Below are 25,088 nucleotides of genomic sequence, written 5' to 3'. Positions count from 1 at the left end.
AAAATCGTTCGCAACGATAGCACTGCGGGCAGGGGCCCCGCGTCCGCGGAGGCGGCACCGCCGCCCGGACGTGAGGGATCTCCCACAGCCGTCTGCGGCGGTCGGCCGGCGAGGGCACGACGACGGCCGCTCGCCGTCGTCAGGCGACGCGGCCGCCGTCGGGGGCACCCTCAGGAGGGGTGCACCCGGCGGGTGGACTGGGTGGCGTCATGGATCTCGCCGACGAGCTCCTCGAGGACGTCCTCGAGGAAGAGGACGCCGACGGTCACGCCGTCCTCGTCGATCACGCGGGCCAGGTGCGAACCGGTGCGCTGCATCAGAGCCAGGGCGTCCTCGACCTCGTCCGCGGCGCGGACGTTGGCCAGCGAGCGGACCTTCGTCACCGGCACCGGCAGCTGATGGCCGCTCGGCGGGACGGTGAGCACGTCCTTGAGGTGGAGGTAGCCGGAGAGGCCGCCGTCGCCGTCGTCCACCGCGAAGCGCGAGTAGCCGATGCGGCCGACGTTCCATTCGAAGCGCTCCGGGGAGATGCCCTCCGGGACGGTGACGACCTTGTCGATCGGCACCATGACGTCCCCGGCGGTGTTGTCCGAGAACTCGAGCGCCGAGTGCAGCACGCCGGACTCGTCCTCCAGGGTGCCGGACTTCGTGGACTCGGCCACGATCGACTGGACCTCTTCGAGGGTGTAGCTGGAGGCCACCTCGTCCTTCGGCTCCACGCCCAGGGCATGCAGTGCGAGGTTGGCGGTGCGGTTGAGGATCCAGATGATCGGCATCAGCAGCTTGGACAGCCACACCAGCGGGGTGGCCAGCAGCATGACCGCCCTGTCCGCGAAGGACACCGCGGCGTTCTTCGGGACCATCTCACCGAGGGTCACGTGCAGGAAGGTCACGATCAGCAGCGCCAGGACGAACGCGGTGACGTCCGCGACGCCCGCCGGCAGCCCGAGTGCCTCCATCGGCACGACCATCAGGTGGTGCAGCGCCGGCTCGGACACATTCAGGATCAGCAGGGAGCACACGGTGATGCCGAGCTGGCAGACCGCGAGCATCTGGGAGACGTGCTCCATGGCGAACAGGGCGACCTTCGCCTGGCGGGAGCCGGCGTCGGCCTTCGGCTCGATCTGCGAGCGGCGGGCGCCCATGACGGCGAACTCGCCGCCCACGAAGAAGGCGTTGGCCGCCAGCAGGACCACGAGCCAGATCAGGCCCATCACGTCGTCGCTCATGCGGTCGCCTCCCCGTCACGGGCGGGCGCGGGCTCGAACCGGACGCGTTCGATGCGGCGACCCTCCATGCGCTCCACAGAGATCGACCCGCCGTCGATCTCGACCACGTCGCCCACCTGGGCGATGCGGCCGAGGCGGGCCATGATGAAGCCGCCGATGGTCTCGTACGCACCGTCCTCCGGCACCTCGAGGGCGGCGATCTGAGCGTGCGCCTCGTCCGGGCGCAGATCCGCCGGGAAGTACCAGCGGCCGGAGGCGGTCTGGAGCACGCCCGGGGTGACACGGTCGTGCTCGTCTGCGACCTCGCCGACGATCTCCTCGACGACGTCCTCGAGGGTGACCATGCCGGCGGTGCCGCCGTACTCGTCCAGGACCACGGCCACCTGCAGCGGCGCCTCCCGCAGCTCGGTGAGCAGCTGGTCCAGGTGCACGGTCTCCGGAACCTGGATGACGTCGGTCATCACCGAGCCCGCGGTGAGGCCCTCGCGGCGCTCCAGCGGGATCGCCACGGCCTTCTTCACGTGCAGCACGCCGCGGATGTCGTCCGAGGAATCGCCGATCACCGGGAAGCGGGAGTAGCCCGTGGAGCGGGCCAGGTCCAGCACGGCGGTGATGGAGTCGTCCGCGCCGATCGTCTCCATGCGGATGCGCGGGGTCATCACGTCGGCCGCGGTGCGGTCAGCGAAGCGCAGCGTGCGGTCCAGGAAGGTCGCGGTGCGCTCGTCCAGGGTGCCCATCTGCGCCGAGCGGCGCACCAGGGAGGACAGCTCCTCGGGGCTGCGGGCGCCGGAGATCTCCTCCTTGGCCTCCAGGCCCATGCGGTGCAGGACCTTGTTGGAGAAGCCGTTCAGCACCACGATCGCCGGCTTGAACACGGCGGTGAACATCAGCTGCGGGCGGGCCATCAGCCGGCCCAGACGCATCGGCTCGGCGATGGCCAGGTTCTTCGGGATCAGCTCGCCGATCAGCATGGACAGCAGGGTCGCGATCACCATGGCGATGACGAGCGACGTGGTCCGGACGGCGGCCTCGGGGACACCGAGCTGGGCGAGCGGGTCGTCGATCAGGGCGCCGATGGCCGGGTCCATGACGTAGCCGGTGAGCAGGGTCGTCAGCGTGATGCCCAGCTGGCACGCCGAGAGCTGGGTGGACAGGGACTTGAGGCAGCGCAGCAGCGGTTCGGCCCCCTTGTCCCCGTCGTCCACCATGCGCTGGACGGTGGGGACGTCGATGGCGATCATCGAGAACTCGACGGCCACGAAGAATCCGGTGCCGAGGATCAGGAGCATGCCGAGGGCCAGGAGGATCCACTCCATCGTCAGCATCCCCCGCTCTCGGGGACGCCGGCCGTCATGGCGGTGAGCGGTGCGTCAGATGCGCTGGGACTGGAAGGCTCCGATCCGGCCGCGTCGGCGACGCCGACATGGCGGGTGGGCGCAACAGAACAGTGTTGGTCCATAGTGCCCATGAGTATACGGGCCGAAGAGCACCTCTATTCTCCGCGCGCCGCGCGTGTGCGCGCACGGGACGCGGGCGCACGCACGTGGCACGAGCGGTCCCCTCCGGTCCCGGCAGCGCCGCAGGTCACCAGGACGCGGAGACCGGACGGCCCTCCTCGTAGCCGGCGGCCGACTGCACGCCCACCACGGCGCGCTCGCGGAACTCGGCGAGGGTGGTGGCGCCGGCGTAGGTGAGGCTGGAGCGCACGCCCGAGGTGATGGAGTCCAGCAGGTCCTCCACGGAGGGACGGGCGGGGTCGATGTACATGCGGGAGGAGGAGATGCCCTCCTCGAACATGGCCTTGCGGGCCTGGCTGAACGCGTCGTCGTGCCGGGTGCGGTGCTGCACGGCACGCGCCGAGGCCATGCCGAAGCTCTCCTTGTAGCGGCGGCCGTCCGGCCCCACCACCACGTCGCCCGGCGACTCCAGCGTTCCGGCGAACCAGGAGCCGACCATCACCTGGCTCGCTCCGGCGGCCAGGGCCAGCGCCACGTCCCGCGGGTGCTTCACGCCGCCGTCCGCCCACACGTGGGCGCCGCGCTCCCGGGCCGCCGCGGCGCACTCGAGCACGGCCGAGAACTGGGGGCGCCCGACCGCCGTCATCATCCGGGTGGTGCACATCGCCCCCGGTCCCACGCCGACCTTGACGATGTCCGCTCCGGCGGAGACCAGGTCCCGCACTCCGTCCGCCGTCACCACGTTGCCGGCCACCACGGGCACGCCGTCCACCTCGGAGCGGACCGCGTCCAGGGCCTGCAGCATGGTCGCCTGGTGTCCGTGGGCGGTGTCCACCACGAGCACGTCCACGCCGGCGTCCACGAGGTCACGGGCCTTCTGCCGGACCGGGCCGTTGATGCCCACGGCGGCGCCGACGCGGAGCGTGCCCCGGCCGTCCAGGGCGGGGACGAACACGGTCGACCGGACGGCCCCGCGGTCGGTGAGGACGCCCACGAGGCGTCCGTGGCCGTCGTCGTCCCCCTGCTCCACGACCGGGGCGAGCCGCAGGCGGGCCTCGGCCATGCGGTCGAAGGCGGCCCGCGCCGAGGAGGCGATCTGCTCCGGGGTGCCGGAGGGCACCTCGTCGGCGGTGAGCACCAGGACGGGCGGGGCCATGACGGAGCCGACCGCGGCCCACCGGTCCTTGCCCTCGCAGTCCGCGCGGGAGAGCAGGCCGAGGAGGCGGCCGTCGTCGTACACCACGCAGACGGCGTCGTGGTTCCGGCGGTCGAAGAGGTGGATCGCATCCAGCAGCGGCGCCTTCGGGCCCACCGTGAGCGGGGTGTCCAGCACCGGGTGGGCTGCCTTCACGCGGGCCGTCACCTCGGAGATCACCTCCACGTCCACGTCCTGCGGCAGGATGCCCAGGCCGCCGCGGCGGGCCATGGTCTCCACCATCCGGCGGCCCGTCACGGCGGTCATGTTCGAGGCGACGAGGGGGATGGTGGTGCCGGTGCCGTCGTCGGTGGAGATGTCCACGTCCATGCGGGACGTCACCGAGGAGCGGGAGGGCACCAGGAAGACGTCCGAGTAGGTGAGGTCCGAGGTCGGCGGGGTCAGAAATCGCATGGAGCCAGTGTCCCAGATCACCCACGCCGGCGAGGCCCGCCCCGCGTGCGGGCAGAGGCGGCTGTCAGATGGTCAGAACGCGCCCGGAGAACACTATGATGGACGGAAGGCGATTCACCTGTCCCGCTGGTCGTGCGCGCGCGAAACGGCGCGTGCCCGGCAGGCGGCACCGGCAGGAGTGAGATCGCGGCCGCATGGCCGACCCCGCGGGGCCGACCGTGGACACGGTCGGCGCCTCCCGGCGCCGCTCCGTGCACCGCTGACCAAGCATCATCAGAGAAGAGGCGTTACACAGTGCCAGAGCTCACGACCGACCGACTCGCCGAAGAGTTCCCGGGCAACGAGAGGCTCGTCGCCGAGATCTACCGGAAGTACCAGTCGGATCCGACGTCCGTGGACTCCCAGTGGGCCCAGATCTTCGCACGGCTCGAGGCCACCCAGCCCGCCGCCGCGGAGAAGGAGGCGAAGCCGGCAGAGAAGAAGGCCGAGAAGCCCGCCGCGAAGAAGGAGGCCTCCCCCGCAGAGGACCCGGGCAAGAAGGCCCCGGAGAAGTCCTCCTCCGCAGCGGCCGCGCCCGCCGCGAAGAAGTCGGTCTCCGGCGTGAAGAAGTCCTCCTCCACCTCCAAGGCCGTGCCGTCCGAGCCGACCGCGTCCGAGAAGTCTGCTGAGGAGAAGCAGGAGAAGGCCACCGTCCTCAAGGGCATGGCCAAGGCCGTCGCTTCCAACATGGACGCCTCCCTGTCCATGCCGACGGCCACCACCGTCCGCGACCTGCCGGCCAAGCTGCTGATCGACAACCGCGTGGTCATCAACAGCCACCTGGCCCGTTCCCGCGGCGGCAAGGTCTCCTTCACCCACCTCATCGGCTATGCCGTGGTCAAGGCCCTCGGGCAGATGCCGTCCATGAACGTCACCTACGAAGAGCGGGACGGCAAGCCCACCATGGTGGAGCCGCCCCACGTGAACTTCGGCATCGCCATCGACCTGCCGAAGCCGGACGGCACCCGCTCCCTCGTGGTGCCGAACATCAAGGCCGCCGAGACCATGAACTTCCTCGAGTTCTGGAACGCCTACGACGACCTGGTGAAGCGCGGCCGCGCCAACAAGCTCACCATGGACGACTACGCCGGCACCACGGTCTCCCTGACCAACCCGGGCGGCATCGGCACCGTGCACTCCGTGCCGCGCCTGTCCAAGGGTCAGGCCGCCATCATCGGCGTCGGCGCCCTCACCTACCCCGCCGCCTTCCAGGGCGCCTCGGAGTCCACCCTCAACGACCTGGCCGTCTCCAAGACGATCACCCTGACCTCGACCTACGACCACCGTGTCATCCAGGGCGCCGGGTCGGGCGAGTTCCTCAAGATCGTCCACGGCCTGCTGCTCGGCGAGCAGGACTTCTACGACGACCTCTTCGAAGACCTGCGCATCCCGTACGAGCCCGTCCGCTGGGCCCAGGACATGCAGGTCAACCCGGAGGAGCAGGTCGGCAAGGTCGCCCGCGTGCAGCAGCTCATCCACGCCTACCGCGACCGCGGCCACCTCATGGCGGACGTGGACCCGCTCGAGTACACGATGCGCTCCCACCCGGACCTCGACGTCCTCGAGCACGGCCTGACCCTGTGGGACCTGGACCGCGAGTGGCCCACCGGCGGCTTCGGCGGCAAGTCCGTCCTGTCCCTGCGCAACATCCTCGGCGTGCTGCGCGACGCCTACTGCCGCACCATCGGCGTGGAGTACATGCACATCCAGGACCCGTCAGAGCGCGCCTGGTTCCAGGACAAGCTGGAGCGCCCGTACGCCAAGCCCACGCGTGAGGAGCAGCTGCGCATCCTCGGCCGCCTCAACGCCGCCGAGGCGTTCGAGACCTTCCTGCAGACGAAGTACATCGGCCAGAAGCGCTTCTCCCTCGAGGGCGGCGAGTCCCTGATCCCGCTGCTGGACGGCGTGCTCTCCGAGGCAGCCGACTCCGGCCTGGACGAGGTCACCATCGGCATGGCCCACCGTGGCCGCCTCAACGTGCTGACCAACATCGCCGGCAAGACCTACGCCCAGGTCTTCCGCGAGTTCGAGGGCGCCACCCCGGGCGGTGCCTCCGGCTCCGGCGACGTGAAGTACCACATGGGCACCGAGGGCACCTTCGTGTCCGACGCCGGCAACCGCACCAAGGTGTACCTGGCCGCGAACCCGTCCCACCTCGAGGCCGTGAACCCGGTCCTGGAGGGTGTGGCCCGCGCGAAGCAGGACCGCCTCAACCGCGGCTCCGAGAGCCCGGACTCCTTCTCCGTGCTCCCGATCCTGGTGCACGGCGACGCCGCGTTCGCGGGCCAGGGCGTGGTGGGCGAGACCCTCGGCCTGTCCCAGCTGCGCGGCTACCGCACCGGCGGCACCGTGCACGTGATCGTGAACAACCAGGTGGGCTTCACCACCCCGCCGTCCCAGGCCCGCTCCTCGGTGTACGCCACGGACGTGGCCAAGACGATCCAGGCGCCGATCTTCCACGTGAACGGTGACGAGCCGGAGTCCGTGGTCCACGTGGCCCGCCTGGCGTTCGAGTACCGCCAGCGGTTCCACAAGGACGTGGTCATCGACCTCATCTGCTACCGCCGCCGCGGTCACAACGAGGGCGACGACCCGTCGATGACGCAGCCGCGCATGTACAACCTGATCGAGAAGAAGCGCTCGACCCGCAAGCTGTACGTGGAGTCCCTGGTGGGCCGCGGCGACATCACCCAGGAGGAGGCCGACTCGGCGCTGAAGGACTACCAGCAGCGCCTGGAGCAGGCCTTCGCCGAGACCCACGCCGTGCACACCGGTGCCATCCCGGTGGTCGGCACGGGCATCGAGCCGGCCGGTGAGAAGGACCGGCTGCCGCAGGCCCCGGAGGGCACCGCGATCTCCGCGGAGCTGCTGCGCGAGATCGGCGAGGCCCACCTGGCCACCCCGGAGGGGTTCACCGTGCACCCGAAGCTCACCTCCCTGCTGGAGAAGCGCGCCAAGATGGCCGTGGACGGCGGCATCGACTGGGGCTTCGCCGAGCTGGCCGCCTTCGGCTCGCTGCTGAAGGAGGGCGTGTCCGTGCGCCTGGCAGGCCAGGACTCGCAGCGCGGCACCTTCACCCAGCGCCACTCGGTCTTCCATGACCGCGCCACCGACGACGAGTGGACCCCGCTCAAGGACCTCGCCAGCGGCGGTGCCAAGTTCTGGGTCTACAACTCGCTGCTGTCCGAGTACGCCGCCCTCGGCTTCGAGTACGGCTACTCCGTGGAGCGCTCCGACGCGCTCGTGCTCTGGGAGGCCCAGTTCGGCGACTTCGTCAACGGCGCCCAGACGATCATCGACGAGTTCATCTCCTCCGCCGAGCAGAAGTGGTCCCAGACCTCGTCGATCGTGCTGCTGTTGCCGCACGGCTACGAGGGCCAGGGCCCGGACCACTCTTCCGCCCGCATCGAGCGCTTCCTGCAGATGTGCGCGGAGGACAACATGCGCGTGGTGAACCCGTCCACCGGTGCGAACCACTTCCACGCGCTGCGGGAGCAGGCATACGCCCGCCCGCGCAAGCCGCTGATCGTGTTCAGCCCGAAGCAGCTGCTGCGCCTGAAGGCCGCCGCCTGCTCCGTGGAGGACTTCACCGAGGGCCGCTTCCAGGCGGTCATCCCGGACGCGTCCGTGAAGGCGGAGAACGTCCGGCGTGTCGTCCTCGTCTCCGGCCGCCTGTACTACGACCTCGTCGCGCGCCGCGCGAAGGAGGGCGACGAGTCCACGGCGATCGTGCGCGTCGAGCAGCTGTACCCGCTGCCGGCCGAGGAGATCAAGGAGCAGCTCGCCCAGTACCCGGACGCCGAGGTCGTCTGGGCGCAGGACGAGCCGGCCAACCAGGGTCCGTGGCCGTTCATGGCCCTGAACCTGGTGCCTCAACTGGACCGTGAGGTCACCCTCGCGTCCCGCCCGGCGCTGGCCGCGACCTCCGCCGGCACCAAGGGCCGCCACGACGAGGAGGCCGAGGTCCTGCAGAAGGCCGTCTTCGGCCTCTGACCCGCTCCATGTGAGTGCCGCGGTCCGGCTCCGTTCCCACGGGGCCGGACCGCGGCACAGCCGGACAGACACCCGTACACCGCTTCAGAACGAGAAGGAGTCCCCCAGTGGACACTCGCCAGATCCGCATCGCCGCCGTCGGCGACCAGCTCCTGGCCGGCGCCGGAGACCCCCGTGCGATCGGCTGGTGGGGACGCGTCCTGGCCCGCACCAGCGCCCCGGACGTGAGCCTGGAGAACTATGTGCTGGCCGTGCCGCACGAGACCACCGAGCAGCTCAACGAGCGCTGGTGGACCGAGACCTCGCGCCGCTTCGACGACACCACCGAGAACCGTCTCGTGGTGGCCCTGTCCGACGCTGACCTGGACTTGGACGCCTCGTCCACGGCCCGGTCCCGCCTGAACCTGGCCAACATCCTGGACTCGGCGGCGCAGAAGGACATCCGCACTCTGGTGGTGGGTCCGACCCCGTCGCTGGACGAGGAGCGCAACCGGCGCCTGGCCGAGCTGAACGCCGCCTACGCGGACGTCGCGGACCGCCGTCACGCGGTCTACGTGGACACCTTCACCCCGCTGGTGTCCCACGAGCAGTGGCGCTCGGACCTGGCCGCCGGCCAGGGCCGCCCGGGCCAGGCCGGCCACGGCCTGATCGCCTGGCTGGTGCTGCACCGCGGCTGGTACCAGTGGCTCGGCGTCCCGGAGCCGACCGCCTGATCCTGTGCCCTCGGCCGGCCCCGGCCGGAGGATCACGACGACGGCCGCCCCCTTCACGGGGTGCGTGACGTCCCGACAGCCCGCACCGTGACAGGTGCACGTTCCTCCCGCCCGGCGACCCCGCCGTGGTGTGGAAGAATGGTGAAGTTCGCAACTGAGAAGGAGGTGCGCAGATGAGCAAGCGTGCCCGCAAGCGCCGCGACCGCCGCAAGTCCGGCGCGAACCACGGCAAGCGTCCCAACGCCTGAAGCCAGGCGCTGGGGTGACCGTTGAGGTTCCCACAGACGGCGAGGGCCCTCACCCGCTCGGGTGAGGGCCCTCGTTCCGCCTCATCGACTGGTGAGGACACACCGTCAAGGCGCCCCGGAACGGGCCGGTGACGGTGTGTTCTCACCAGTAGGCGGCGGGGACAGGCTTCTGGCGCAGTGACCGGCGCTCTCACCCATAGCGGGTGACGCGGATCTGGGTCATGCGCATGCGTATGGTGGCCCGCAGCTGCTCGGGCGCCTTCTCCTGGCAGCAGCGGCGCACCTCGGAGCGGATCAGCTGCTCGAACGCGGCCTGCTCATGACAGTCCGGGCAGTCTTGAAGGTGTCGACGCATGGCCTCGATGTCCTCGTCGGTGAGGGCGCCGTCCAGGTATTCGTAGAGCCGCTCCAGGTGGCCTTCGCCGAAGGCCCCGCAGCATCCGTCGTGGCGGTTCATCGCGTCGCCTCCTTCTGTGCGGCGGTGGTCTTCTTCCGGCTCTTGCCGGGGGTGGTGGTGACGTCCATGCCGCGTCCGGCGGCATACTCGGACAGCGCCTCCCGCAGCTGCTTGCGGCCGCGGTGCAGGCGGGACATGACGGTGCCGATCGGGACGTCGAGGATCTCGGCGATCTCCTTGTAGGCGTAGCCCTCCACGTCCGCGAAGTAGACCGCGAGGCGGAAGTCCTCCGGGATGGACTGCAGGGCGGCCTTGACCTCGGAGTCCGGCAGACGGTCGAGGGCCTCGGTCTCGGCCGAGCGCAGACCCGTGGAGGTGTGCTCGGCGGCGCGGGCCATCTGCCAGTCCTCCACCGTGTCCGTCTGGGCCTGCTGGGGCTCGCGCTGACGCTTGCGGTAGAGGTTGATGTACGTGTTCGTCAGGATCCGGTACAGCCAGGCCTTGAGGTTGGTGCCGGGACGGTACTGGTGGAAGGACGAGTACGCCTTCGTGTACGCCTCCTGGACGAGGTCCTCGGCGTCCTGGGGGTTGCGGGTCATGCGCAGCGCGGCGGAGTAGAGCTGGTCCACGAACTCGAGGGCGTCGCGCTCGAAACGGGCGCGGCGGTCCGTCTCGGTCTCTGCGGCCACGTCGATGTCCGCCGTGTCGTGCTCCGGCGCGTTCTCCGGGCGGGCGTATGCGGCCGGCGTCTCGTCGTGGGCCGGAGCCTGGGGGCGGCCGTCCTCGGCCGCGGAGATGTGATCGGTCATCACCGGCCAGTCTACGGCGGCCGGCCGCGGCGGTGCGATGGTGGGCGTCATCGGCGCGACCTCCTTCCTCGCGGGCCCGCCGGATCGGCGGAACGTGCGCGTCGTCAGTGTCTGAAGCGTCCCCACAGGCGCCGCTATTCCCCGGCCCTGCCCTGCCTTCCCCCACGCCGCCTCGGTAGGCTGGAGCCCGTGCCCGACTCACCGCAGACCTCCCCTTCCGCCCCCTGCCCCGCCCCGCCCCCTGCCGCCGCAGGCGCCGGGCCCTGGCCGGACCTGTGGCCGGCACCGCACGCGACCGGCCCGGTGGAGGGCACCGTGGAGCTGCCCGGCTCGAAGTCCCTGACCAACCGCTGGCTGGTGCTCGCCGCGCTCGCCTCCGGGCCCTGCACGCTGCACGGGGTGCTGCGCAGCCGGGACACGGACCTGATGCGTACCGCGCTCACCGCCCTCGGCGCCGGGTTCTCGGACGGCGCGGACGGCGCCCTGCACATCACTCCCCTGCCGGTCGGCGAGCCGCTCCCGGCGCCCGTGGAGGTCGACTGCGGCCTGGCCGGCACCGTCATGCGCTTCCTGCCGCTGGTGGCTGCCCTGCGCCCGGGCACCGTCCGCCTGGACGGGGACCCCGGCGCCCGCGTCCGCCCCATGGGCGCCACGGTCGAGGCCCTGCGGAGCCTGGGCGTGCAGGTCACGGAGGAGGGCGAGCCCGGCCGTCTCCCGCTGACCCTCGCCGTTCCCGAGGGCCTATCCGTCCTTCCCGACGACGGCCCCCGGCTCCTCGAACTGGACGCCTCCGAGTCCTCCCAGTTCCTCTCCGCGGCGCTGCTCAGCGCGTGCGCCCACCCGGGCGGCCTGACGATCCGCCACACCGGGGCCGCCGTGCCGAGCCCGGAGCACGTCGGCATGACGCTGGCGGCACTGCGGGAGGTCGGCGTGGACGCCTCGGCCGTGGACGAGCGCACCTTCACCGTGCCGGGCGTCCGCCCGCACCCGTTCACCATGACCGTGGAGCCGGACCTGTCCAACGCCGGCCCGTTCCTGGCCGCCGCCGCGGTCACCGGCGGCACCGTGCGCGTTCCCCGCTGGCCCGCGCAGACCACACAGATCGGCGAGCGCTGGCGGCGCATCCTGCCGGCCTTCGGCGCCCAGGTCTGTCTCACCCCGGACGCCGAGGACCCCACGCACGGCATCCTTCAGGTCCGCGGCGGCCGCGACGCGGACGGCGACCCGGTCGTCTGCGGTGCCGGCGAGGTGCCGGACACCGCCGAGCTCGCCCCCACCGTCGCCGCCCTGGCGCTGCTCGCCGAGGGCCCGACGCAGCTCACCCGCATCGGCCACCTGCGCGGGCACGAGACCGACCGCCTGGCCGCCCTGACCGCCGAGGCCGCCCGCTTCGGCGTCCACGTGAGTCAGGGCGCCGACCGCCTGGACTTCCCGGGGAGCGGTGCCGCCGGGGACCTGACGCCGGCGGAGGCACGGACCTACCACGACCATCGGATGGCCACGTTCGCGGCCGTCGTCGGGCTGGCGGTGCCCGGCACCACGGTGAGGGACGTGGGGACGACCGCAAAGACCATGCCGGACTTCCCGGCGATGTGGGAGGCGCTGGTGCGCGGGGAGGAGACCTGAGTGGGCCGCCGAGTGGACCCGAACGCCTGGGACGAGTCGGATGTGCGCGTGCGTCCGAACAAGAGGGGCTCGCGGCCGCGCACCAAACAGCGGCCGAAGCACGAGGACGCGCGGATCGCCATGGTGACCACGGTGGACCGCGGCCGGTACACCGTCTTCCTGGACGGCCAGGACGCTCCGGTGACCGCGATGCGCGCCCGTGAGCTGCGCCGGAACCCGATCGCCACGGGCGACCGGGTGGCGGTGGTCGGGGACCTGTCCGGGCGTCCGGGGACGCTGGCGCGGATCGTGCGCATCGAGGAGCGCACGACCGTGCTGCGGCGCTCCGCGGACGACTCGGACGCCGTCGAGCGCGTGGTGGTGGCCAACGCGGACATCCTGGTGATCATGGTGGCCGCGGCGAACCCGGAGCCGCGCACCGGCTTCATCGACCGTGCACTGGTGGCCTGCTACGACGCCGGCATCCACCCGCTGCTGCTGATCACCAAGACGGACCTGAAGGACCCGGCGGACCTGATCCGCCACTACGAGGACCTGGACCTGGAGGTCATGACCTCCGGCGCCTCCGCATTCGAGCAGCAGACCGGGGACACGGACCTGGACGCCTCACTGGTGGAGCGGGTGGCCGAGCGGCTGCGCGGGCACACCGCCGCCTTCGTGGGTCCCTCCGGCGTGGGCAAGTCCACCCTGCTCAACGCGCTGACCGGCGCGGACCGGGCCACCGGGCACGTCAACGCCGTCACCGGGCGCGGCCGCCACACCTCCTCCTCCGCGCTGGCCGTGCCCCTGCCGGACGCCGCGGGGAACCCCGTGCCGCACACCTGGGTGGTGGACACCCCCGGCATCCGTTCCTTCGGCCTGGGCTGGGTGGAGCCGGACCGCGTGGTGGAGGCCTTCGACGACCTCTCCGGCGCCCTGGCCGACTGCCAGCCCGGCTGCACCCACCTGAGGGACGACGGGGACTGCGGCCTGGACCCCTGGGTCCGTGCCGGGAAGGCCGGTGCCGCCGGCGCCCACCGTCTGGAGTCCCTGCGCCGCCTGCTGGCCAACCGCGCCGGCGCCGCAGAGCCGGGTTCGGAGTCCTCGGAGGCGCCCCAGGAAAGCTGAGCCGCGGCATCCCGCGCCGTGGACGCCCTGAGGATCGGCGGCTCCTTCTGCCCCGCGGCGGACCGGACAGGATAGCGTGGGGCCCATGGAGAGCACCGGAGCCGAGACCACCGCCCCCGCCGACCGTGCCCCGCGGGAGCACAAGGACCACACCGAAGACCTGCGCCTGGCCCACATGCTCGCGGACAATGTGGACTCCCTCACCATGTCCCGTTTCAGGGCGCTGGACCTGGAGGTCTCCACGAAGCCGGACCTGACGCCGGTCTCGGATGCGGACACCGCCGCCGAGGAGGCCATCCGATCCGCCCTGTCCCGCGCCCGTGCCCGCGACGGAATCCTGGGCGAGGAGTTCGGCGAGACCGAGGGACGCGACGGGCGCACCTGGGTGATCGACCCCATCGACGGCACCAAGAACTTCGTGCGCGGCGTCCCCGTGTGGGCCACGCTGATCGCGCTGCTGGAGGACGGCGAGCCGGTGCTCGGCGTGGTCTCCGCCCCGGCCCTGCATCGCCGCTGGTGGGCCGCGAACGGCCAGGGCGCCTTCGCCGGCACCTCCCTGACGCGCGCCGAGCGCATCCACGTCTCCGGCGTCTCCGAGCTCTCGGACGCCTCGCTGTCCTTCTCCTCGCTGGAGGGCTGGCGCGAGCGCGGGCAGATCCGCCCGTTCCTGGAGCTGACCTCGGACGTGTGGCGGGTGCGCGCCTTCGGCGACTTCTGGTCCTACATGCTGCTGGCCGAGGGCGCCGTGGACATCGCGTGCGAGCCGGAGTTGGACCTGCATGACATGGCCGCCCTGGTGCCGATCGTCCGCGAGGCCGGCGGCCGCTTCACCTCCCTGGACGGCCAGGAGGGCCCCTTCGGCGGCAACGCCCTGGCCACCAACGGCCACCTCCACGAGGAGGTCCTCGGCCGCCTGCGCGCCGATGGCTGAGCCGGCCCGCCCGGGAGCCACCGGCCCGGGCCCCGCCTCCCCCTTCCCGACGGCGTCCCCGCACCGCCGCCTGCCCGGTCCCCTCGTGCTGTGGGTCGGTCTCGGCGGCGCGCTGGGCGTGCTGCTCAACGCCGGCACCCACGCGCTGCTGGACGGGCCGGGTGCGGCCCTGTTCGGCCCCGCGGCGGGGAGCACCCCCGCCATGGTGGTGGCCAACCTGCTCGGCGCGTTCCTGCTCGGCCTGCTCAACGGCCGGGCACGGACGTCCCGGGCGCCGTGGGACGAACGGGTGACCGCTGCCCTGGGCACCGGGGTGCTGGGCGCCTACACCTCCTTCAGCGCGCTGGCGGCGCTGCTGGGCACCCCTGTCACCGCAGCGCTGTCCGCGCCGGGCACGGCGTCCGCCGAGCGGATCCTCGGCGGTCTCGGCGCCGGGCTGCTGCTGGTGGCTGCGGTCGCCGCCGCCGGCACGCTGTGCGCCTGGGCGGGGCTTCGTGCCGGGTCCCGTTCGGGGGCTGCGGACCCGGCGCGGGAGGCCGCACGATGACCCTGCTGGACTCCCCCGCCCTGCTGCCGGCCACGGCCCTGGCCGGCGCGTGCGGCGCCATGCTCCGCTTCGCCCTGGACCGGTGGCTGTCCCCGCGGGGTGTCCTCGCCGCCAATGTGCTCGCCGCGCTGGTACTCGGCGCGGCCGTGCCGCTGCTCTCGGCCCTGCCGCACGCGCCGTTCACGCTCCCGGTCGCCGCGACGTTCGCGCTGGCCCTGGGCACCTTCTCCACGCTGGCTCTGCAGGCGGTGGACGCCGCCGCGGATGCCGGCACCCGCAAGGCCGCTCTGGCCCGTGCCGCGCGAATCTGGGCGCTGCACCTGGGCCTGGGCGTTGTCGCCTTCGTCGTCGGGTTCTGGGTGGGCGCCTGGGCCCTTGAGCCGCCCCTCTGAACCGGCCCGCGGGGACGGCCCTCGGGACGGTCAGACTCGGGCGGCGGTGGCCGGACCCGTGCGTTGCTCGGCCGGGCCGCCCTGCCGCACCATCACCACCGCGCCGAGGACGGCGATGACGCCCCAGATCGCCACGACCGCCCAGGGCGCTCCGGCGACGATCAGCAGGGGCGCGACCGCCACCGCGGCGCCCTCCACCGGGATCAGCGGCATGTAGGCGTAGCCGAAGTCCTCCACGGTCCCGGACTCGAGCTCCGGGTCCACGATGCGCAGCAGGGCGATGCCGGTGGCCACGGAGCCGGTGGCCCAGCCCCAGGTGAAGATCTGCTTCTCGAACCAGCTCTCGCCCAGGTACCGCGGGGCCACCACGAGCCCGAGGAACAGGCAGAACGCCAGGCCGAGGACGAACAGCAGGACCAGCTCCGTGAGATGGTCCGCCACGAACGCCGGCTCGATGGACACGATGCCGCAGACGATCAGCAGATCCGAGGCCATCCCGGACAGGGACTTCAAGGTCTTCGGGTCCATCACGCGGACGGCGCCGCTGCGGACCACGCACCACCGCACCACGATGCCCGCCAGGAAGGCGCTGGCGAACAGCGGCAGCGCGAAGTCGCCGAGCAGGTCTGCGGTGGTGGTCATGAAGAGCCAGCCGAGGGCGAGGACGACGCCGACCAGGGCGACGTGCAGGGTGAGGGTCTCCAGGGACGAGCCGGACATGGTGTGGCGGGCCGCGACCGGGCGGTCGTCGTGCTCCAGCACGCCCGTGCGGACCGACGGGGTGAACGCGTCGGCGGTGTTGAACGCCCGGGTGTGGCCGCGGACGGAGCCGATCTTGGCCAGGACCACGCCGCCGGTGATCCCGGAGAGCATGCCCACGGTGGCCGAGGTGAAGGCGATGGATGTGATTTCCGGGTGTCCGGCGCCGGCGAAGACGTCGCCGAGGGCGGCGGACGTGCCGAACCCGCCGGACCAGGAGGCGAACAGCACCATGCCGATGCCGTCCGAGGTGCCCATCGCAGGGCCCAGCAGGAGCAGCACGAACAGCATGCCGACGACCACCTGCCCGGCGGACATGAGCACCCCGTACCCGGCGAACCCGGCCAGCGGGCCGTTCATCCTCGTGAAGGAGAAGGACTGGGACAGCGCCATGCAGGCGAACACCACGGCGATGAGGAGGGTGGTGTAGGAGCCGATGTACGCGGAGAACGGCAGGCCGGTGAACGTCCAGCCGCCGACGCCCAGGCCCCACGTGCCCGCCACCTGGGGGCTGAGGAGGAACCCCAGCAGCCCGGCGATCACCGGGGCCGGCATCACGAGCCACTGGAAGAAGCGGACCTTGGCCCGCAGCACGACGGCGACGAGCAGCAGGATGCCGATCAGCCCGACGTCGCCGATGAGGGTCTCACGAAACAGTGCAGCATCCATGCCAGGAGCCTTTCCACGCCGGGGGCACCCCGGTGGCGGCCCTCCGGCAGGACTCTACCGGTGCCAGGGCACGACGACGGCCCCTCGCCTCCGCCTGCCGGCCCACCGCGGAGGGTGGGCCGGCAGGGCCGGGTGAGGGGCCGTCGCCGGGAAGGGGGGCGGTCAGCGTCCGGCCGGAACCTCCTCGTGCTCGACGGCCGACCCGGCGGCCGTCTTCTCCGCGCGGGCGGCGCGGGCGCGGCCGACGATCGAGATGCCGATGGCCAGCGCAAGCAGCACGTAGACCGCGATCGTGATGCCGCTGTCGACGAAGACGGAGTAGTCGCCGCCGGAGGACATCAGGGCGTCGCGCAGCGAGGTCTCGGCGAGCGGGCCGAGGACCATGCCGATCAGCAGCGGCGCCAGCGGCACCGCGTAGCGGCGCATCAGGAATCCGAGGAAGCCCAGGCCGGTCAGCAGGAACAGGTCGAACGTGGACGCCGACGTGGCGTAGACGCCCAGGCCGCAGAACACCGCGATGCCGCCGAACAGGTACGGCTTCGGGATCAGCAGCAGCTTGGCCCACAGCGGGGCGAACGGCAGGTTCAGCACCAGCAGCACGATCATCGCGATGAAGAACGAGGCCAGCAGGCCCCAGACCAGGTCCGGCGCACGCTCGAACAGCAGCGGGCCCGGCTGCAGACCGTACTGCTGGAAGGCGGCCAGCATGATCGCCGCGGTGGCCGAGACCGGCAGTCCCAGGGCGAGCAGGGCCCCCATGGCGGTGCCGGTGGTCGCGTTGCCGGCGGCTTCGGGGGCGGCCAGGCCCCGGATCGCGCCCTTGCCGAACATCGGGGTCGTGCGGCGCTTGTCCAGGTTCTTCTCCACGCCGTACGCGATGAACGTGGGCACGTCCGCTCCGCCCACCGGGACCACGCCGAACGGCAGGCCGATGCCCGTGCCGCGCAGCCAGGCCGGCAGCGCCTCGCGGAACTCGGCGCCGGACAGGAACGGCCGACCGGCGGACGGGATCGAGCGGGCGGCGGGGTCGCGGCGGATGCGGGAGGCCACGTGGAAGACCTCGCCGAGGGCCAGCAGCGCGACGGTGACGGTCACCAGGGAGACGCCGTCGAACAGCTGCGGCACGCCCAGGGAGAAGCGCTCCGCGCCGGAGACCGAGTCGATGCCGACCGTGGCGATGCCCAGGCCCAGCACGAGGGCCAGCAGGCCCTTCAGGACGTCGTCCGCCACCACCGAGGAGGTCGCCACGAAGGCGAACAGGGCCAGCGCGAAGTACTCGGCCGGGCCGAAGTTCGCGGACAAATCCGCCAGCGCCGGGGCCAGGAAGACCACCAGCACACAGGAGACCATGCCACCGATGAACGCACCGATCGCCGCGGTGGCCAACGCCTGCGGGGCGCGGCCGGCACGGGCCATCTTGTGCCCCTCGAAGGTGGAGGCGATCGCCGAGGCCTGGCCCGGGGTGTTCATGAGGATGGCCATGGTCGAGTCGCCGAACAGGCCGCCGAAGTAGACGCCGGCGAACATGATGAACGCGGCGGTCGGGTCCAGGGCGAACGTCATCGGCAGCAGCAGCGCCACGGCCATGGACGAGCCCAGGCCGGGCAGGACGCCCACCGCGGTGCCGAGGAGGCATCCGACGAGGACGAACACGAGGTTCATGGGGGTGAACGCGTGGGCGAAGCCCTCCATGAGCAGGGACAGTGCCTCCATCAGAAGCCACCTCCGATCAGGCCCGAGGGCAGGTTCAGGCCCAGGGCGACGCTGAAGGCCAGGTAGACGATCGAGGACACCGTCAACGCCACCACCACGTCACGCAGCGGGGTGCGGGAGTCCATGGACCGGGCCACGCACCAGAACAGCAGTGCGGCCGCCAGGATCCAGCCGGCGAACTGCAGCAGTGCGGCGAAGGCCAGGAATCCGCCGACGGCCCAGGCGACGCAGCGCCAGTCGGTGAACGTCGGATACTGCACGGCCGCGGCCTCCTCGGCGGCGCGGCGCTCCTCGGCCGAGACGTCGTCGTGCTCGCCGAAGGTCGCCGGCTCCGCCGGCTCCGGGGTCTTCAGGATCCGCAGCGCCAGCAGCACGGCGATCACGTAGCCGGCCACCAGCACGATGGTCGGGAAGAAGGTCGGGCCCGGCGGGTCCGTGCCCTCCGGCACCTCCATGGTCAGCACGCCGATCAGCAGGTAGGTGCTGAAGACGGCGAGGATCAGCGGGACGACGAGTCCCGAGCGGCCGTGACCGAAGCCTGCCGACGGCTCGGGTGCGGTGCGCGCGGAGGCGGGTGCCTGCGCAGCGGTCTTCTGGTGGATGCTCACAGTCCCAGCTCCTTCATGAGCTCGCGGGCCTTGGTCTGGTCCTCCCGGATGAAGTCGATGAGCTCGGGGCCGGTGAGGAAGGAGTCCTCCCAGCGGTTGCGCTCCAGGGAGTCCTTCCAGGAGGCCGAGTCACGGGATTCGGTGACGATCTGCTCGAGGGAGGCGAACTCCTCGTCCGACACGCCCGGGGCGGCCACGATGCCGCGCCAGTTCACCAGGTTCACGGCGTAGCCGAGGTCCTTGAAGGTCGGCAGGTCCGGGTAGTCGTCGAAGCGCTCCGGAGCGGTGATGGCCAACCCCTTCACCCGTCCGGCGTCGATCTGGTCGCCGACCTCGTTGAAGCCGGTCACCGCGATGTCCGCGGTGCCCGCCATCAGCGACTGCACCGACTCGCCGCCGCCGGCCTTCGGAATGAAGGTCAGGTCCTTCGGGTCGATGCCCACGTCGATGGCCAGCTGGGCGATCACCAGGTGGTCGATGGACCCGACGGAGCCGCCGGTCCACACCATGCCCTTCGGGTCGGCCTTCCAGGCCTCGACGAACTCCTCCATGGTGTTCCACGGGGCGTCCGCCTTCACGATGAACGCGTTGTAGTCCTCCGCTATGCGGGCGATCGGGCGCACGTCCTCGAGCGTGTACTGGGAGTCGTTGGTGGCGATGCCGCCGGTCATGGCCGCGCCGGTGGCCATGATCGTGTTCGCCTGACCGGACTTGGTGACGAAGTTGCTCAGCCCGATGGTGCCGCCGGCACCCGGGATGTTGACCACCTGCACGTTGTTCACGATGCCCTCGCTGCGCATGGCCTGCTGGCCCTCACGCGCAAAGGAGTCCCAGCCGCCGCCGACGCCGGCCGGGGCGATGTAGGTCAGGTTGGAGCGCAGGTCGTCGTCCGTGCCCGCGGCACGGACGGAGAAGAAGGACGCGGCCGCAATGGACACGACCGCGATGAGGGCGAAGACCACGGTGCCGACGCCGATCGTGCGGCCCGGCGGGGCGGCGGCCTTCTGACCCGCGTGACGGTGGGACGGTGACATGGGGGCTCCTGAAGGGCGAGCGACGAGTGAAATCCGTGACAGGCGTCACAGGTCGGACGATCGTACTGCATCCAGGAGCCCCCGATCACCTCAGGACCGGATCACGGGATCCGAGCGGGGGTCACAGCCCCTTGCCCGAGGGCGAGACGAGGATCTTCACCGCGGTCTCGTTGCGGTGGATGAGGGTGTCGAAGCCCTCGTCCACCAGACCCTCCAGACCGATCTTGCCGGTGATGAACGGGGCGAGATCGATCTTGCCGGACTCCACGAGCTCGATGGTCTCCGGGTGGTTGTTCACGTAGGCGATGGTGCCGCGCAGGTCGATCTCCTTCATCACGAGCTTGTGGATGTCGAAGTCCGAGCGCTGGCCCCAGATGGAGACGATGACGATCACGCCACGGGGCTTCACCGCGTCCATCAGCGTGTCGAGCACGACCTGGACGGAGGTGCACTCGAACGCGACGTCCGCTCCACGGCCGTCGGTCAGCTTCTTGACCTCCTCGACGACGTCGGTCTCCCGCGGGTCGAAGGTGTGGTCCGCGACGCCGGACTCGACCGCCTTCTTGCGGCGCAGCTCGGACAGCTCCGACATGACGACCGTGACGCCCTGGGCCTTCAGGACCGCTGCTGTGAGCAGGCCGATGGGGCCCGCGCCGCCGATCAGGGCGACGTCACCGGCCTTCACCCCGGAACGCTCGACGGCATGGAAGCCGACGGTCAGCGGCTCGATCAGCGCCGCCTGGTCCAGCGGCACGTCCTTCGAGATCCGATGCACCCAGCGGCGGTCCACGGCGACCTTCTCCCCCAGGCCGCCGCCGTGGCCGCCGAGGCCGATGAAGTTCATGTCCTGGGACAGGTGGTAGGTCTTCGACTCCGGCCCGGTGTCCACGTCCTCACGGATGATGTACGGCTCGATCACCACGTGGTCGCCGGCCTCGAGGTCGGTGACGCCCTCGCCGAGCTCGGCGACGACGCCGGAGAACTCGTGGCCCATGGTGACCGGCGGCTCCTCCCCGGTGACCGGGTGGGGGTGGCCGGGCTGCGGGACGAAGATCGGGCCCTCGAGGTACTCGTGCAGGTCCGTGCCGCAGATGCCGCACCAGGCGACGTCCACCAGCACCTGCCCCGGGCCGGCGGTGGGGGTGTCGATCTCGTCGATGCGAATGTCCTTCTGTCCGTGGAAGCGAGCGGCGCGCATGGTGCTCATGGGGAACCTCCTGGCGTGGTCGGTGAAGAGGGGACACCACCAGCATGCTCCTGGCGGACCGGCACGGGACACCCCTCGCCTCCGGCACCGCGGCGAGCCGTCGAGCGGATGCGGGCGGCCGTCGTCGGGAAGCAGGCAGATGAAAGCCGACGGGGGCCGCGCGGCGACCTGGGCAGGACCTGTGGCGGCGCGCCCGACGCCGTCCCGGATCCTCCCGCCCCAGGGTCTACGATCAGTGCCTGTCTACGTCCGGAGGCCCCGCCTCGATCCGAACAGGAGCCACACCGTGAACTCTCCCGCTCAGCGCATCCTCGCCTGGTGCGTGCACGCCTTCACGCTCTCCGGCTTCCTGTTCGCCGCCCTGGCGGTCCTCGCGCTCATCCAGGGCGAAATCGCCATGATGTGGCTCTGGCTCTGTGTCGCCATGGCGGTCGACGCCGTGGACGGCACCCTCGCGCGCAGAGCCGACGTGAAGCGGCACGTGCCGTGGTTCGACGGCGGCACCGTGGACATCGTGGTGGACTACCTGACCTGGACGTTCATCCCCGCCCTGTTCATGTACCTGCACCTACCGTGGGGCGGTGGACCGCTGCCGATGATCCTCTTGGTGGTCGTGTTGGTGTCCTCGATGTTCTGCTACGCCAACGAGGAGTGGAAGTCCGCGGACTACTACTTCGTCGGGTTCCCGGCGGCGTGGAACATCGTGGCTGTGGCCCTGTGGGTGATGCAGACCGGTGCCGTGGTGAACATCGCGGTGACGCTTGTGCTCGCAGTGCTGACCCTGGTGCCGACGCACTACACCCACCCGTTCCGTGTGCGCCGCTTCATGGCCTTGAACATCCTCGCGGTCTGTGCCTGGACCATCTCCGCAGGCTGGCTCGTGGCGATCCACCCGGTACGGCCGACCTGGCTGTTCATGGTGTTCTGGGCCACCGGAGCCTGGTTCCTGCTCACCTGTGTATGGCGGACCGTGGCCGGTGCGCTCCGCGGGGCGAAGGCCACCGACCCGGTCGATGAGGGGCCCGCCGCCTGAGCAGCAGACGCCGGAGGGCGTCAGCGCGCGGCGCGCACGGCAGCCGCCACCCGGCGGTCCCGCAGCCAGCGGCCGACCTCCAGCAGCACCGCGCCTGCGATGAGCACCCCGATGATCACATCCACGATCGGCGGGTAGCCGCGGCCGTGGCTCCAGAAGTAGACGTACGGGGCCATCAGCGTCACCAGGGTGACGATCAGACCGGTCAGGCGCCACCGCCACGTGCGGCCGGCCACAAGCGTCACCACTCCCCAGGTGTACGGGACGGCGGTGACCACGTCGATCCCCCAGAGCACCCAGATGTTGCCGTGGAAGTGCGGCACCCAGAGCACCGGCAGCGCCCGGCACAGCGAGTAGGCCATCACCACGGTGTAGGCCCAGAAGACCGGCGAGTGCAGGGTCCGGTAGAGGCCGGAGCGCTCGAGCAGGTCCACGCCGCCGTCCCGGAGCACCCGTAAGTCTGCGCCGGACAGGCGGGCGGAGTCCAGGCCCTCGAGGTGACGGCGTGCCCAGGCCTGCTCGACGTCCGTGCCGGCGAGTTTCAAGCGCATCAGGGTCGAGGGATTGACGGCGATCGGCACGAGCTCGACGGCGTCCGGCAGGCGCAGCCGCCACTGCTCCGGCACCGGGCACAGCGGGCCCGCCACGACGAGAGCCTCACCGAACAGCTCCTGCAGACGCGGCAGGTCCACGGAATCCACGGCGGCAAGCCAGAGGCAGACGCGGCGGGCCAGGGAGTCCTTCAGCATGGCCCCGACCGCCTCCATCACGGCCTCGGCCTGGGCCGGGCGGAGGTCGTGGAGCACATCCACCTCACGCACGTTCACACTGCGCAGTCCGCCGATCCGGTCCGCGCCGCTGACCTTCACGAGCACGTCCGGGTCGAAGGACACGGAACGTACCAGCGGGACCTCGGTGAGGGAGAACAGGGCGAGCACTGCTCCAGTCTCCTCGCCGAGGACCGGCTGGACATCCGCCTCAGGTCGGAACCTCAGCCGCTCAGACGAAGATCGTCTCCAGGCGCTCGCGCACCTCGTCGGTCACCAGCTCAATCACGTCGAGGGCCTCGAGGTTCTCCTGGACCTGGTCCACGGTCGAGGCGCCGAGGATCACGGTGGACACGTGCGGGTTGGACGCGGTCCAGGCCAGGGCCAGCTGGGCGGCGGTCACGTCGAGCTCCTTCGCCAGGTCCACGAGCTGACGGATCTTCGCGGTGATCTGCTCGTCGGCGATCGAGTCCTTCACGAAGTCGTAGCCCTTCAGGGCGCCGCGGGAGCCGGCCGGGATGCCGTCCACGTACTTGCCGGAGAGGATGCCGGAGGCCAGCGGGCTCCACGTGGTCAGGCCGAGGCCGATGTCCTCGTAGAGGCGGGCGAACTCCTTCTCCACCTTGGTGCGGTGCAGCAGGTTGTACTGCGGCTGCTCCATGACGGGCTTGTGCAGGTGGTGGCGCTCGGCGATGTTCCAGGCGGCGCGGATCTCGTCCGCGCTCCACTCGGAGGTGCCCCAGTACAGGGCCTTGCCCTGGCTGATCATGTCGCTCATGGCCCAGACGGTCTCCTCGATCGGAGTGTTCGGGTCCGGGCGGTGGCAGAAGACGAGGTCCACGAAGTCCAGGCCGAGGCGCTCGAGGGAGCCGTCGATGCCCTGCATCAGGTACTTGCGGTTCAGGGTGTTCTTCATGTTCACCACGCCGTCATGGATGCCCCAGAACAGCTTGGTGGAGACGACGTACTCGTGGCGCTGCCAGCCGAGCTCGGACAGGGCGCGGCCCATGATGGTCTCCGACTCGCCGCCGGCGTAGACCTCCGCGTTGTCGAAGAAGTTGACGCCGCCCTCCTTGGCGGCGGCCATCTGGTCCCTGGCCAGTCCCACGTCGACCTGGGTGCCGAAGGTCACCCAGGAGCCGAAGCTGAACTGGGAGACCTGGAGGCCGGAGGAACCGAGACGGTTGTAGATCATGTCGCTCATGGCTCCACGCTACTACCGGTGCCTGCACAGTTCAGAGCCCACGGACGTGAAAAGGCCCCGGAACCGTGAGGGTTCCGGGGCCTTCCCGTGGTGGTGAGTGGAGCCGGCGGGACTATCCCCCAATCCGGCGTTGACTAGGCATTATGTGAGGCGCAGACCGTCCCGGTCAGGCGGTGGACAGAAGAAGACCCCCGCGACGGCGGCAACCGTCTGGGGGGTGTGGACCCCACGAAAGCGCGTGAAGTCATGTCTCAGCCTACCCGCACCCTCCCCGGCATTCTCCAGCCCGTCGCCCGCACCGCCAGATCGGTGGTGCTCACGGTGGCGGGCTTCTTTCTTCTTTCGACCCCGTCTGTCCTTGTAGGGGCGTGCTGACAATGGGCGGCTACTACACGGACGACGCCGCCCGCGTCCTCGCGCAGATCGGCGCGCGCCCCGATACGGACCCCGCTCCCCTCGCGGACACTGGACGCGCCCACCACGGCGACATGTACGCCGAAGTCATGGTCGGCCAGGACGGCACCATTCACGCGCACACACACTGCGACGCCTCCGGTACGTATCGGGTTCACCTGCCCGGCGAGGACGTGCCTGTAGACCTGTGGGCGACTCGTGAGCACCGTGTCATCGGCCCCACGGTCCATGCCCTGTGGCGTACCTTCTCCGGCCAGGGCGTGCCCTAGAGCCTCCGGCCCCGGTACGCGGGGCCGCGCCCTGCCCATCGTCGCAACGCCGGTGGGCGGCACGAGGTCACAGCGTGAGCCTCCAGCATGGAAAGCCTACCGAGCTGCTAATCAACTCAGGCGCAGTGACACCCCTCCCGAATCGTCCGAACCGCCGGGCGAGGGAACTCCAGTCGACGGCGTATCCAGGGCCATAGCAACAGACGCTCCGAAACACGGGGGTCTATTTGCCGTGGGCGAATGTCGCAGAGCGGGGGCGGAGGGTCGACTGGAGTGCGGGACCGGGAGACCTGGGCCCGTAGGGCTCCGCTAGC

Annotated in this window: 22 protein-coding genes; 10 read left to right on the top strand and 12 right to left on the bottom strand. The window is 71.1% G+C overall.

The genetic code is table 11. The features are described 5' to 3' along the window. Positions 1-170: 170 nt before the first annotated feature. The 3 genes from MLY01S_RS02900 to guaB1 form a co-directional block, all read right to left on the bottom strand. Entirely contained in the window at positions 171-1,229 is a 1,059-nt protein-coding gene (locus MLY01S_RS02900) for a hemolysin family protein (RefSeq protein ID WP_067189134.1), read from the bottom strand. After that, complete coding sequence (locus MLY01S_RS02895) at positions 1,226-2,545, bottom strand: hemolysin family protein (RefSeq protein WP_067189222.1); 1,320 nt, start codon at positions 2,543-2,545, stop codon at positions 1,226-1,228. The genes MLY01S_RS02900 and MLY01S_RS02895 overlap by 4 nt, the downstream gene beginning before the upstream one ends. A 268-nt stretch (positions 2,546-2,813) precedes the next feature. Next, positions 2,814-4,295, bottom strand: coding sequence for a GMP reductase (gene guaB1, locus MLY01S_RS02890; protein WP_067189132.1), 1,482 nt, complete (start codon positions 4,293-4,295; stop codon positions 2,814-2,816). 294 nt (positions 4,296-4,589) lie between these two features. Here guaB1 and MLY01S_RS02885 point away from each other — a divergent pair, with 294 nt between their 5' ends. The 3 genes from MLY01S_RS02885 (at position 4,590) to MLY01S_RS13110 (ending at position 9,288) form a co-directional block, all read left to right on the top strand. Next, positions 4,590-8,327, top strand: coding sequence for a multifunctional oxoglutarate decarboxylase/oxoglutarate dehydrogenase thiamine pyrophosphate-binding subunit/dihydrolipoyllysine-residue succinyltransferase subunit (locus tag MLY01S_RS02885; RefSeq protein WP_067189130.1), 3,738 nt, complete (start codon positions 4,590-4,592; stop codon positions 8,325-8,327). A gap of 107 nt (positions 8,328-8,434) precedes the next feature. Then, entirely contained in the window at positions 8,435-9,040 is a 606-nt protein-coding gene (locus MLY01S_RS02880) for a GDSL-type esterase/lipase family protein (protein ID WP_067189128.1), read from the top strand. A gap of 173 nt (positions 9,041-9,213) precedes the next feature. After that, positions 9,214-9,288 (top strand): 50S ribosomal protein bL37, encoded by a 75-nt coding sequence (locus MLY01S_RS13110; RefSeq protein ID WP_102213400.1) that lies wholly within the window; start codon positions 9,214-9,216, stop codon positions 9,286-9,288. Between the two features lie 190 nt (positions 9,289-9,478). Here MLY01S_RS13110 and rsrA read toward each other — a convergent pair whose 3' ends face one another. Further along, entirely contained in the window at positions 9,479-9,745 is a 267-nt protein-coding gene (rsrA, locus tag MLY01S_RS02875; protein ID WP_067189127.1) for a mycothiol system anti-sigma-R factor, read from the bottom strand. Then, entirely contained in the window at positions 9,742-10,494 is a 753-nt protein-coding gene (locus MLY01S_RS02870; protein WP_082739582.1) for a sigma-70 family RNA polymerase sigma factor, read from the bottom strand. The genes rsrA and MLY01S_RS02870 overlap by 4 nt, the downstream gene beginning before the upstream one ends. A 189-nt stretch (positions 10,495-10,683) precedes the next feature. Between MLY01S_RS02870 and aroA the strand changes: the two genes are divergently transcribed. The 5 genes from aroA to MLY01S_RS02845 all read left to right on the top strand — a co-directional run bounded on the left by aroA (position 10,684) and on the right by MLY01S_RS02845 (position 15,097). After that, positions 10,684-12,120, top strand: a complete 1,437-nt coding sequence (gene aroA / locus MLY01S_RS02865; protein ID WP_082739568.1) for a 3-phosphoshikimate 1-carboxyvinyltransferase — start codon at positions 10,684-10,686, stop codon at positions 12,118-12,120. Next, positions 12,121-13,227: a ribosome small subunit-dependent GTPase A gene (rsgA, locus tag MLY01S_RS02860; RefSeq protein WP_067189125.1), complete on the top strand. Its 1,107-nt coding sequence runs from the start codon at positions 12,121-12,123 to the stop codon at positions 13,225-13,227. A gap of 85 nt (positions 13,228-13,312) precedes the next feature. Then, the gene (hisN, locus tag MLY01S_RS02855; RefSeq protein WP_082739567.1) at positions 13,313-14,158 is read left to right on the top strand and encodes a histidinol-phosphatase; all 846 of its coding nucleotides are present in this window, start codon (positions 13,313-13,315) and stop codon (positions 14,156-14,158) included. Then, positions 14,151-14,705 (top strand): CrcB family protein, encoded by a 555-nt coding sequence (locus MLY01S_RS02850; RefSeq protein ID WP_067189120.1) that lies wholly within the window; start codon positions 14,151-14,153, stop codon positions 14,703-14,705. The genes hisN and MLY01S_RS02850 overlap by 8 nt, the downstream gene beginning before the upstream one ends. After that, entirely contained in the window at positions 14,702-15,097 is a 396-nt protein-coding gene (locus MLY01S_RS02845) for a FluC/FEX family fluoride channel (RefSeq protein ID WP_067189118.1), read from the top strand. Before MLY01S_RS02850 ends, MLY01S_RS02845 begins: the two co-directional genes overlap by 4 nt. Before the next feature lie 30 nt (positions 15,098-15,127). Here the strand turns inward: MLY01S_RS02845 and MLY01S_RS02840 are convergent, their stop codons facing one another. The 5 genes from MLY01S_RS02840 to MLY01S_RS02820 form a co-directional block, all read right to left on the bottom strand. After that, positions 15,128-16,525 (bottom strand): sodium/glutamate symporter, encoded by a 1,398-nt coding sequence (locus tag MLY01S_RS02840; RefSeq protein ID WP_067189110.1) that lies wholly within the window; start codon positions 16,523-16,525, stop codon positions 15,128-15,130. A 162-nt stretch (positions 16,526-16,687) separates the two neighbouring features. After that, positions 16,688-18,238 (bottom strand): tripartite tricarboxylate transporter permease, encoded by a 1,551-nt coding sequence (locus MLY01S_RS02835; RefSeq protein WP_067189108.1) that lies wholly within the window; start codon positions 18,236-18,238, stop codon positions 16,688-16,690. Beyond that, entirely contained in the window at positions 18,238-18,846 is a 609-nt protein-coding gene (locus MLY01S_RS02830) for a tripartite tricarboxylate transporter TctB family protein (RefSeq protein WP_245232028.1), read from the bottom strand. The genes MLY01S_RS02835 and MLY01S_RS02830 overlap by 1 nt, the downstream gene beginning before the upstream one ends. After that, positions 18,843-19,880, bottom strand: coding sequence for a Bug family tripartite tricarboxylate transporter substrate binding protein (locus tag MLY01S_RS02825; protein ID WP_082739565.1), 1,038 nt, complete (start codon positions 19,878-19,880; stop codon positions 18,843-18,845). Before MLY01S_RS02825 ends, MLY01S_RS02830 begins: the two co-directional genes overlap by 4 nt. A 121-nt stretch (positions 19,881-20,001) precedes the next feature. After that, entirely contained in the window at positions 20,002-21,078 is a 1,077-nt protein-coding gene (locus tag MLY01S_RS02820) for a 2,3-butanediol dehydrogenase (protein WP_067189210.1), read from the bottom strand. A 295-nt stretch (positions 21,079-21,373) separates the two neighbouring features. On the opposite strand from MLY01S_RS02820, the gene MLY01S_RS02815 reads away from it, so the two are divergent. Then, entirely contained in the window at positions 21,374-22,120 is a 747-nt protein-coding gene (locus MLY01S_RS02815; RefSeq protein WP_082739562.1) for a CDP-alcohol phosphatidyltransferase family protein, read from the top strand. Positions 22,121-22,140: 20 nt separating this feature from the next. Here MLY01S_RS02815 and MLY01S_RS02810 read toward each other — a convergent pair whose 3' ends face one another. After that, positions 22,141-23,058 carry a hypothetical protein gene (locus tag MLY01S_RS02810; RefSeq protein ID WP_067189104.1) on the bottom strand — a complete coding sequence of 306 codons (918 nt, stop codon included), beginning with the start codon at positions 23,056-23,058 and terminating at the stop codon, positions 22,141-22,143. 61 nt (positions 23,059-23,119) lie between these two features. After that, positions 23,120-24,091, bottom strand: a complete 972-nt coding sequence (locus MLY01S_RS02805) for a potassium channel beta subunit family protein (protein WP_245232027.1) — start codon at positions 24,089-24,091, stop codon at positions 23,120-23,122. Between the two features lie 368 nt (positions 24,092-24,459). On the opposite strand from MLY01S_RS02805, the gene MLY01S_RS02800 reads away from it, so the two are divergent. Then, positions 24,460-24,774: a hypothetical protein gene (locus MLY01S_RS02800; RefSeq protein ID WP_087133573.1), complete on the top strand. Its 315-nt coding sequence runs from the start codon at positions 24,460-24,462 to the stop codon at positions 24,772-24,774. Positions 24,775-25,088: the final 314 nt, after the last annotated feature.

The organism is Micrococcus lylae NBRC 15355 (assembly GCF_001570885.1).
Taxonomy (GTDB): domain Bacteria; phylum Actinomycetota; class Actinomycetes; order Actinomycetales; family Micrococcaceae; genus Micrococcus; species Micrococcus lylae.
Note: the sequence above shows the minus strand (reverse complement) of the source record. Positions and strands in the feature narration are given on the sequence as shown.

Coding starts and splice junctions, on each gene's coding strand:
- hisN (WP_082739567.1), top strand. CDS start 13,313: ATGGAGAGCACCGGAGCCGAGACCACCGCCCCCGCCGACCGTGCCCCG.
- MLY01S_RS02825 (WP_082739565.1), bottom strand. CDS start 19,880: ATGTCACCGTCCCACCGTCACGCGGGTCAGAAGGCCGCCGCCCCGCCG.
- MLY01S_RS02840 (WP_067189110.1), bottom strand. CDS start 16,525: ATGGATGCTGCACTGTTTCGTGAGACCCTCATCGGCGACGTCGGGCTG.
- MLY01S_RS02900 (WP_067189134.1), bottom strand. CDS start 1,229: ATGAGCGACGACGTGATGGGCCTGATCTGGCTCGTGGTCCTGCTGGCG.
- MLY01S_RS02845 (WP_067189118.1), top strand. CDS start 14,702: ATGACCCTGCTGGACTCCCCCGCCCTGCTGCCGGCCACGGCCCTGGCC.
- MLY01S_RS02850 (WP_067189120.1), top strand. CDS start 14,151: ATGGCTGAGCCGGCCCGCCCGGGAGCCACCGGCCCGGGCCCCGCCTCC.
- MLY01S_RS02820 (WP_067189210.1), bottom strand. CDS start 21,078: ATGCGCGCCGCTCGCTTCCACGGACAGAAGGACATTCGCATCGACGAG.
- MLY01S_RS02805 (WP_245232027.1), bottom strand. CDS start 24,091: ATGAGCGACATGATCTACAACCGTCTCGGTTCCTCCGGCCTCCAGGTC.
- MLY01S_RS02870 (WP_082739582.1), bottom strand. CDS start 10,494: ATGACCGATCACATCTCCGCGGCCGAGGACGGCCGCCCCCAGGCTCCG.
- MLY01S_RS02835 (WP_067189108.1), bottom strand. CDS start 18,238: ATGGAGGCACTGTCCCTGCTCATGGAGGGCTTCGCCCACGCGTTCACC.
- guaB1 (WP_067189132.1), bottom strand. CDS start 4,295: ATGCGATTTCTGACCCCGCCGACCTCGGACCTCACCTACTCGGACGTC.
- MLY01S_RS02895 (WP_067189222.1), bottom strand. CDS start 2,545: ATGGAGTGGATCCTCCTGGCCCTCGGCATGCTCCTGATCCTCGGCACC.
- rsrA (WP_067189127.1), bottom strand. CDS start 9,745: ATGAACCGCCACGACGGATGCTGCGGGGCCTTCGGCGAAGGCCACCTG.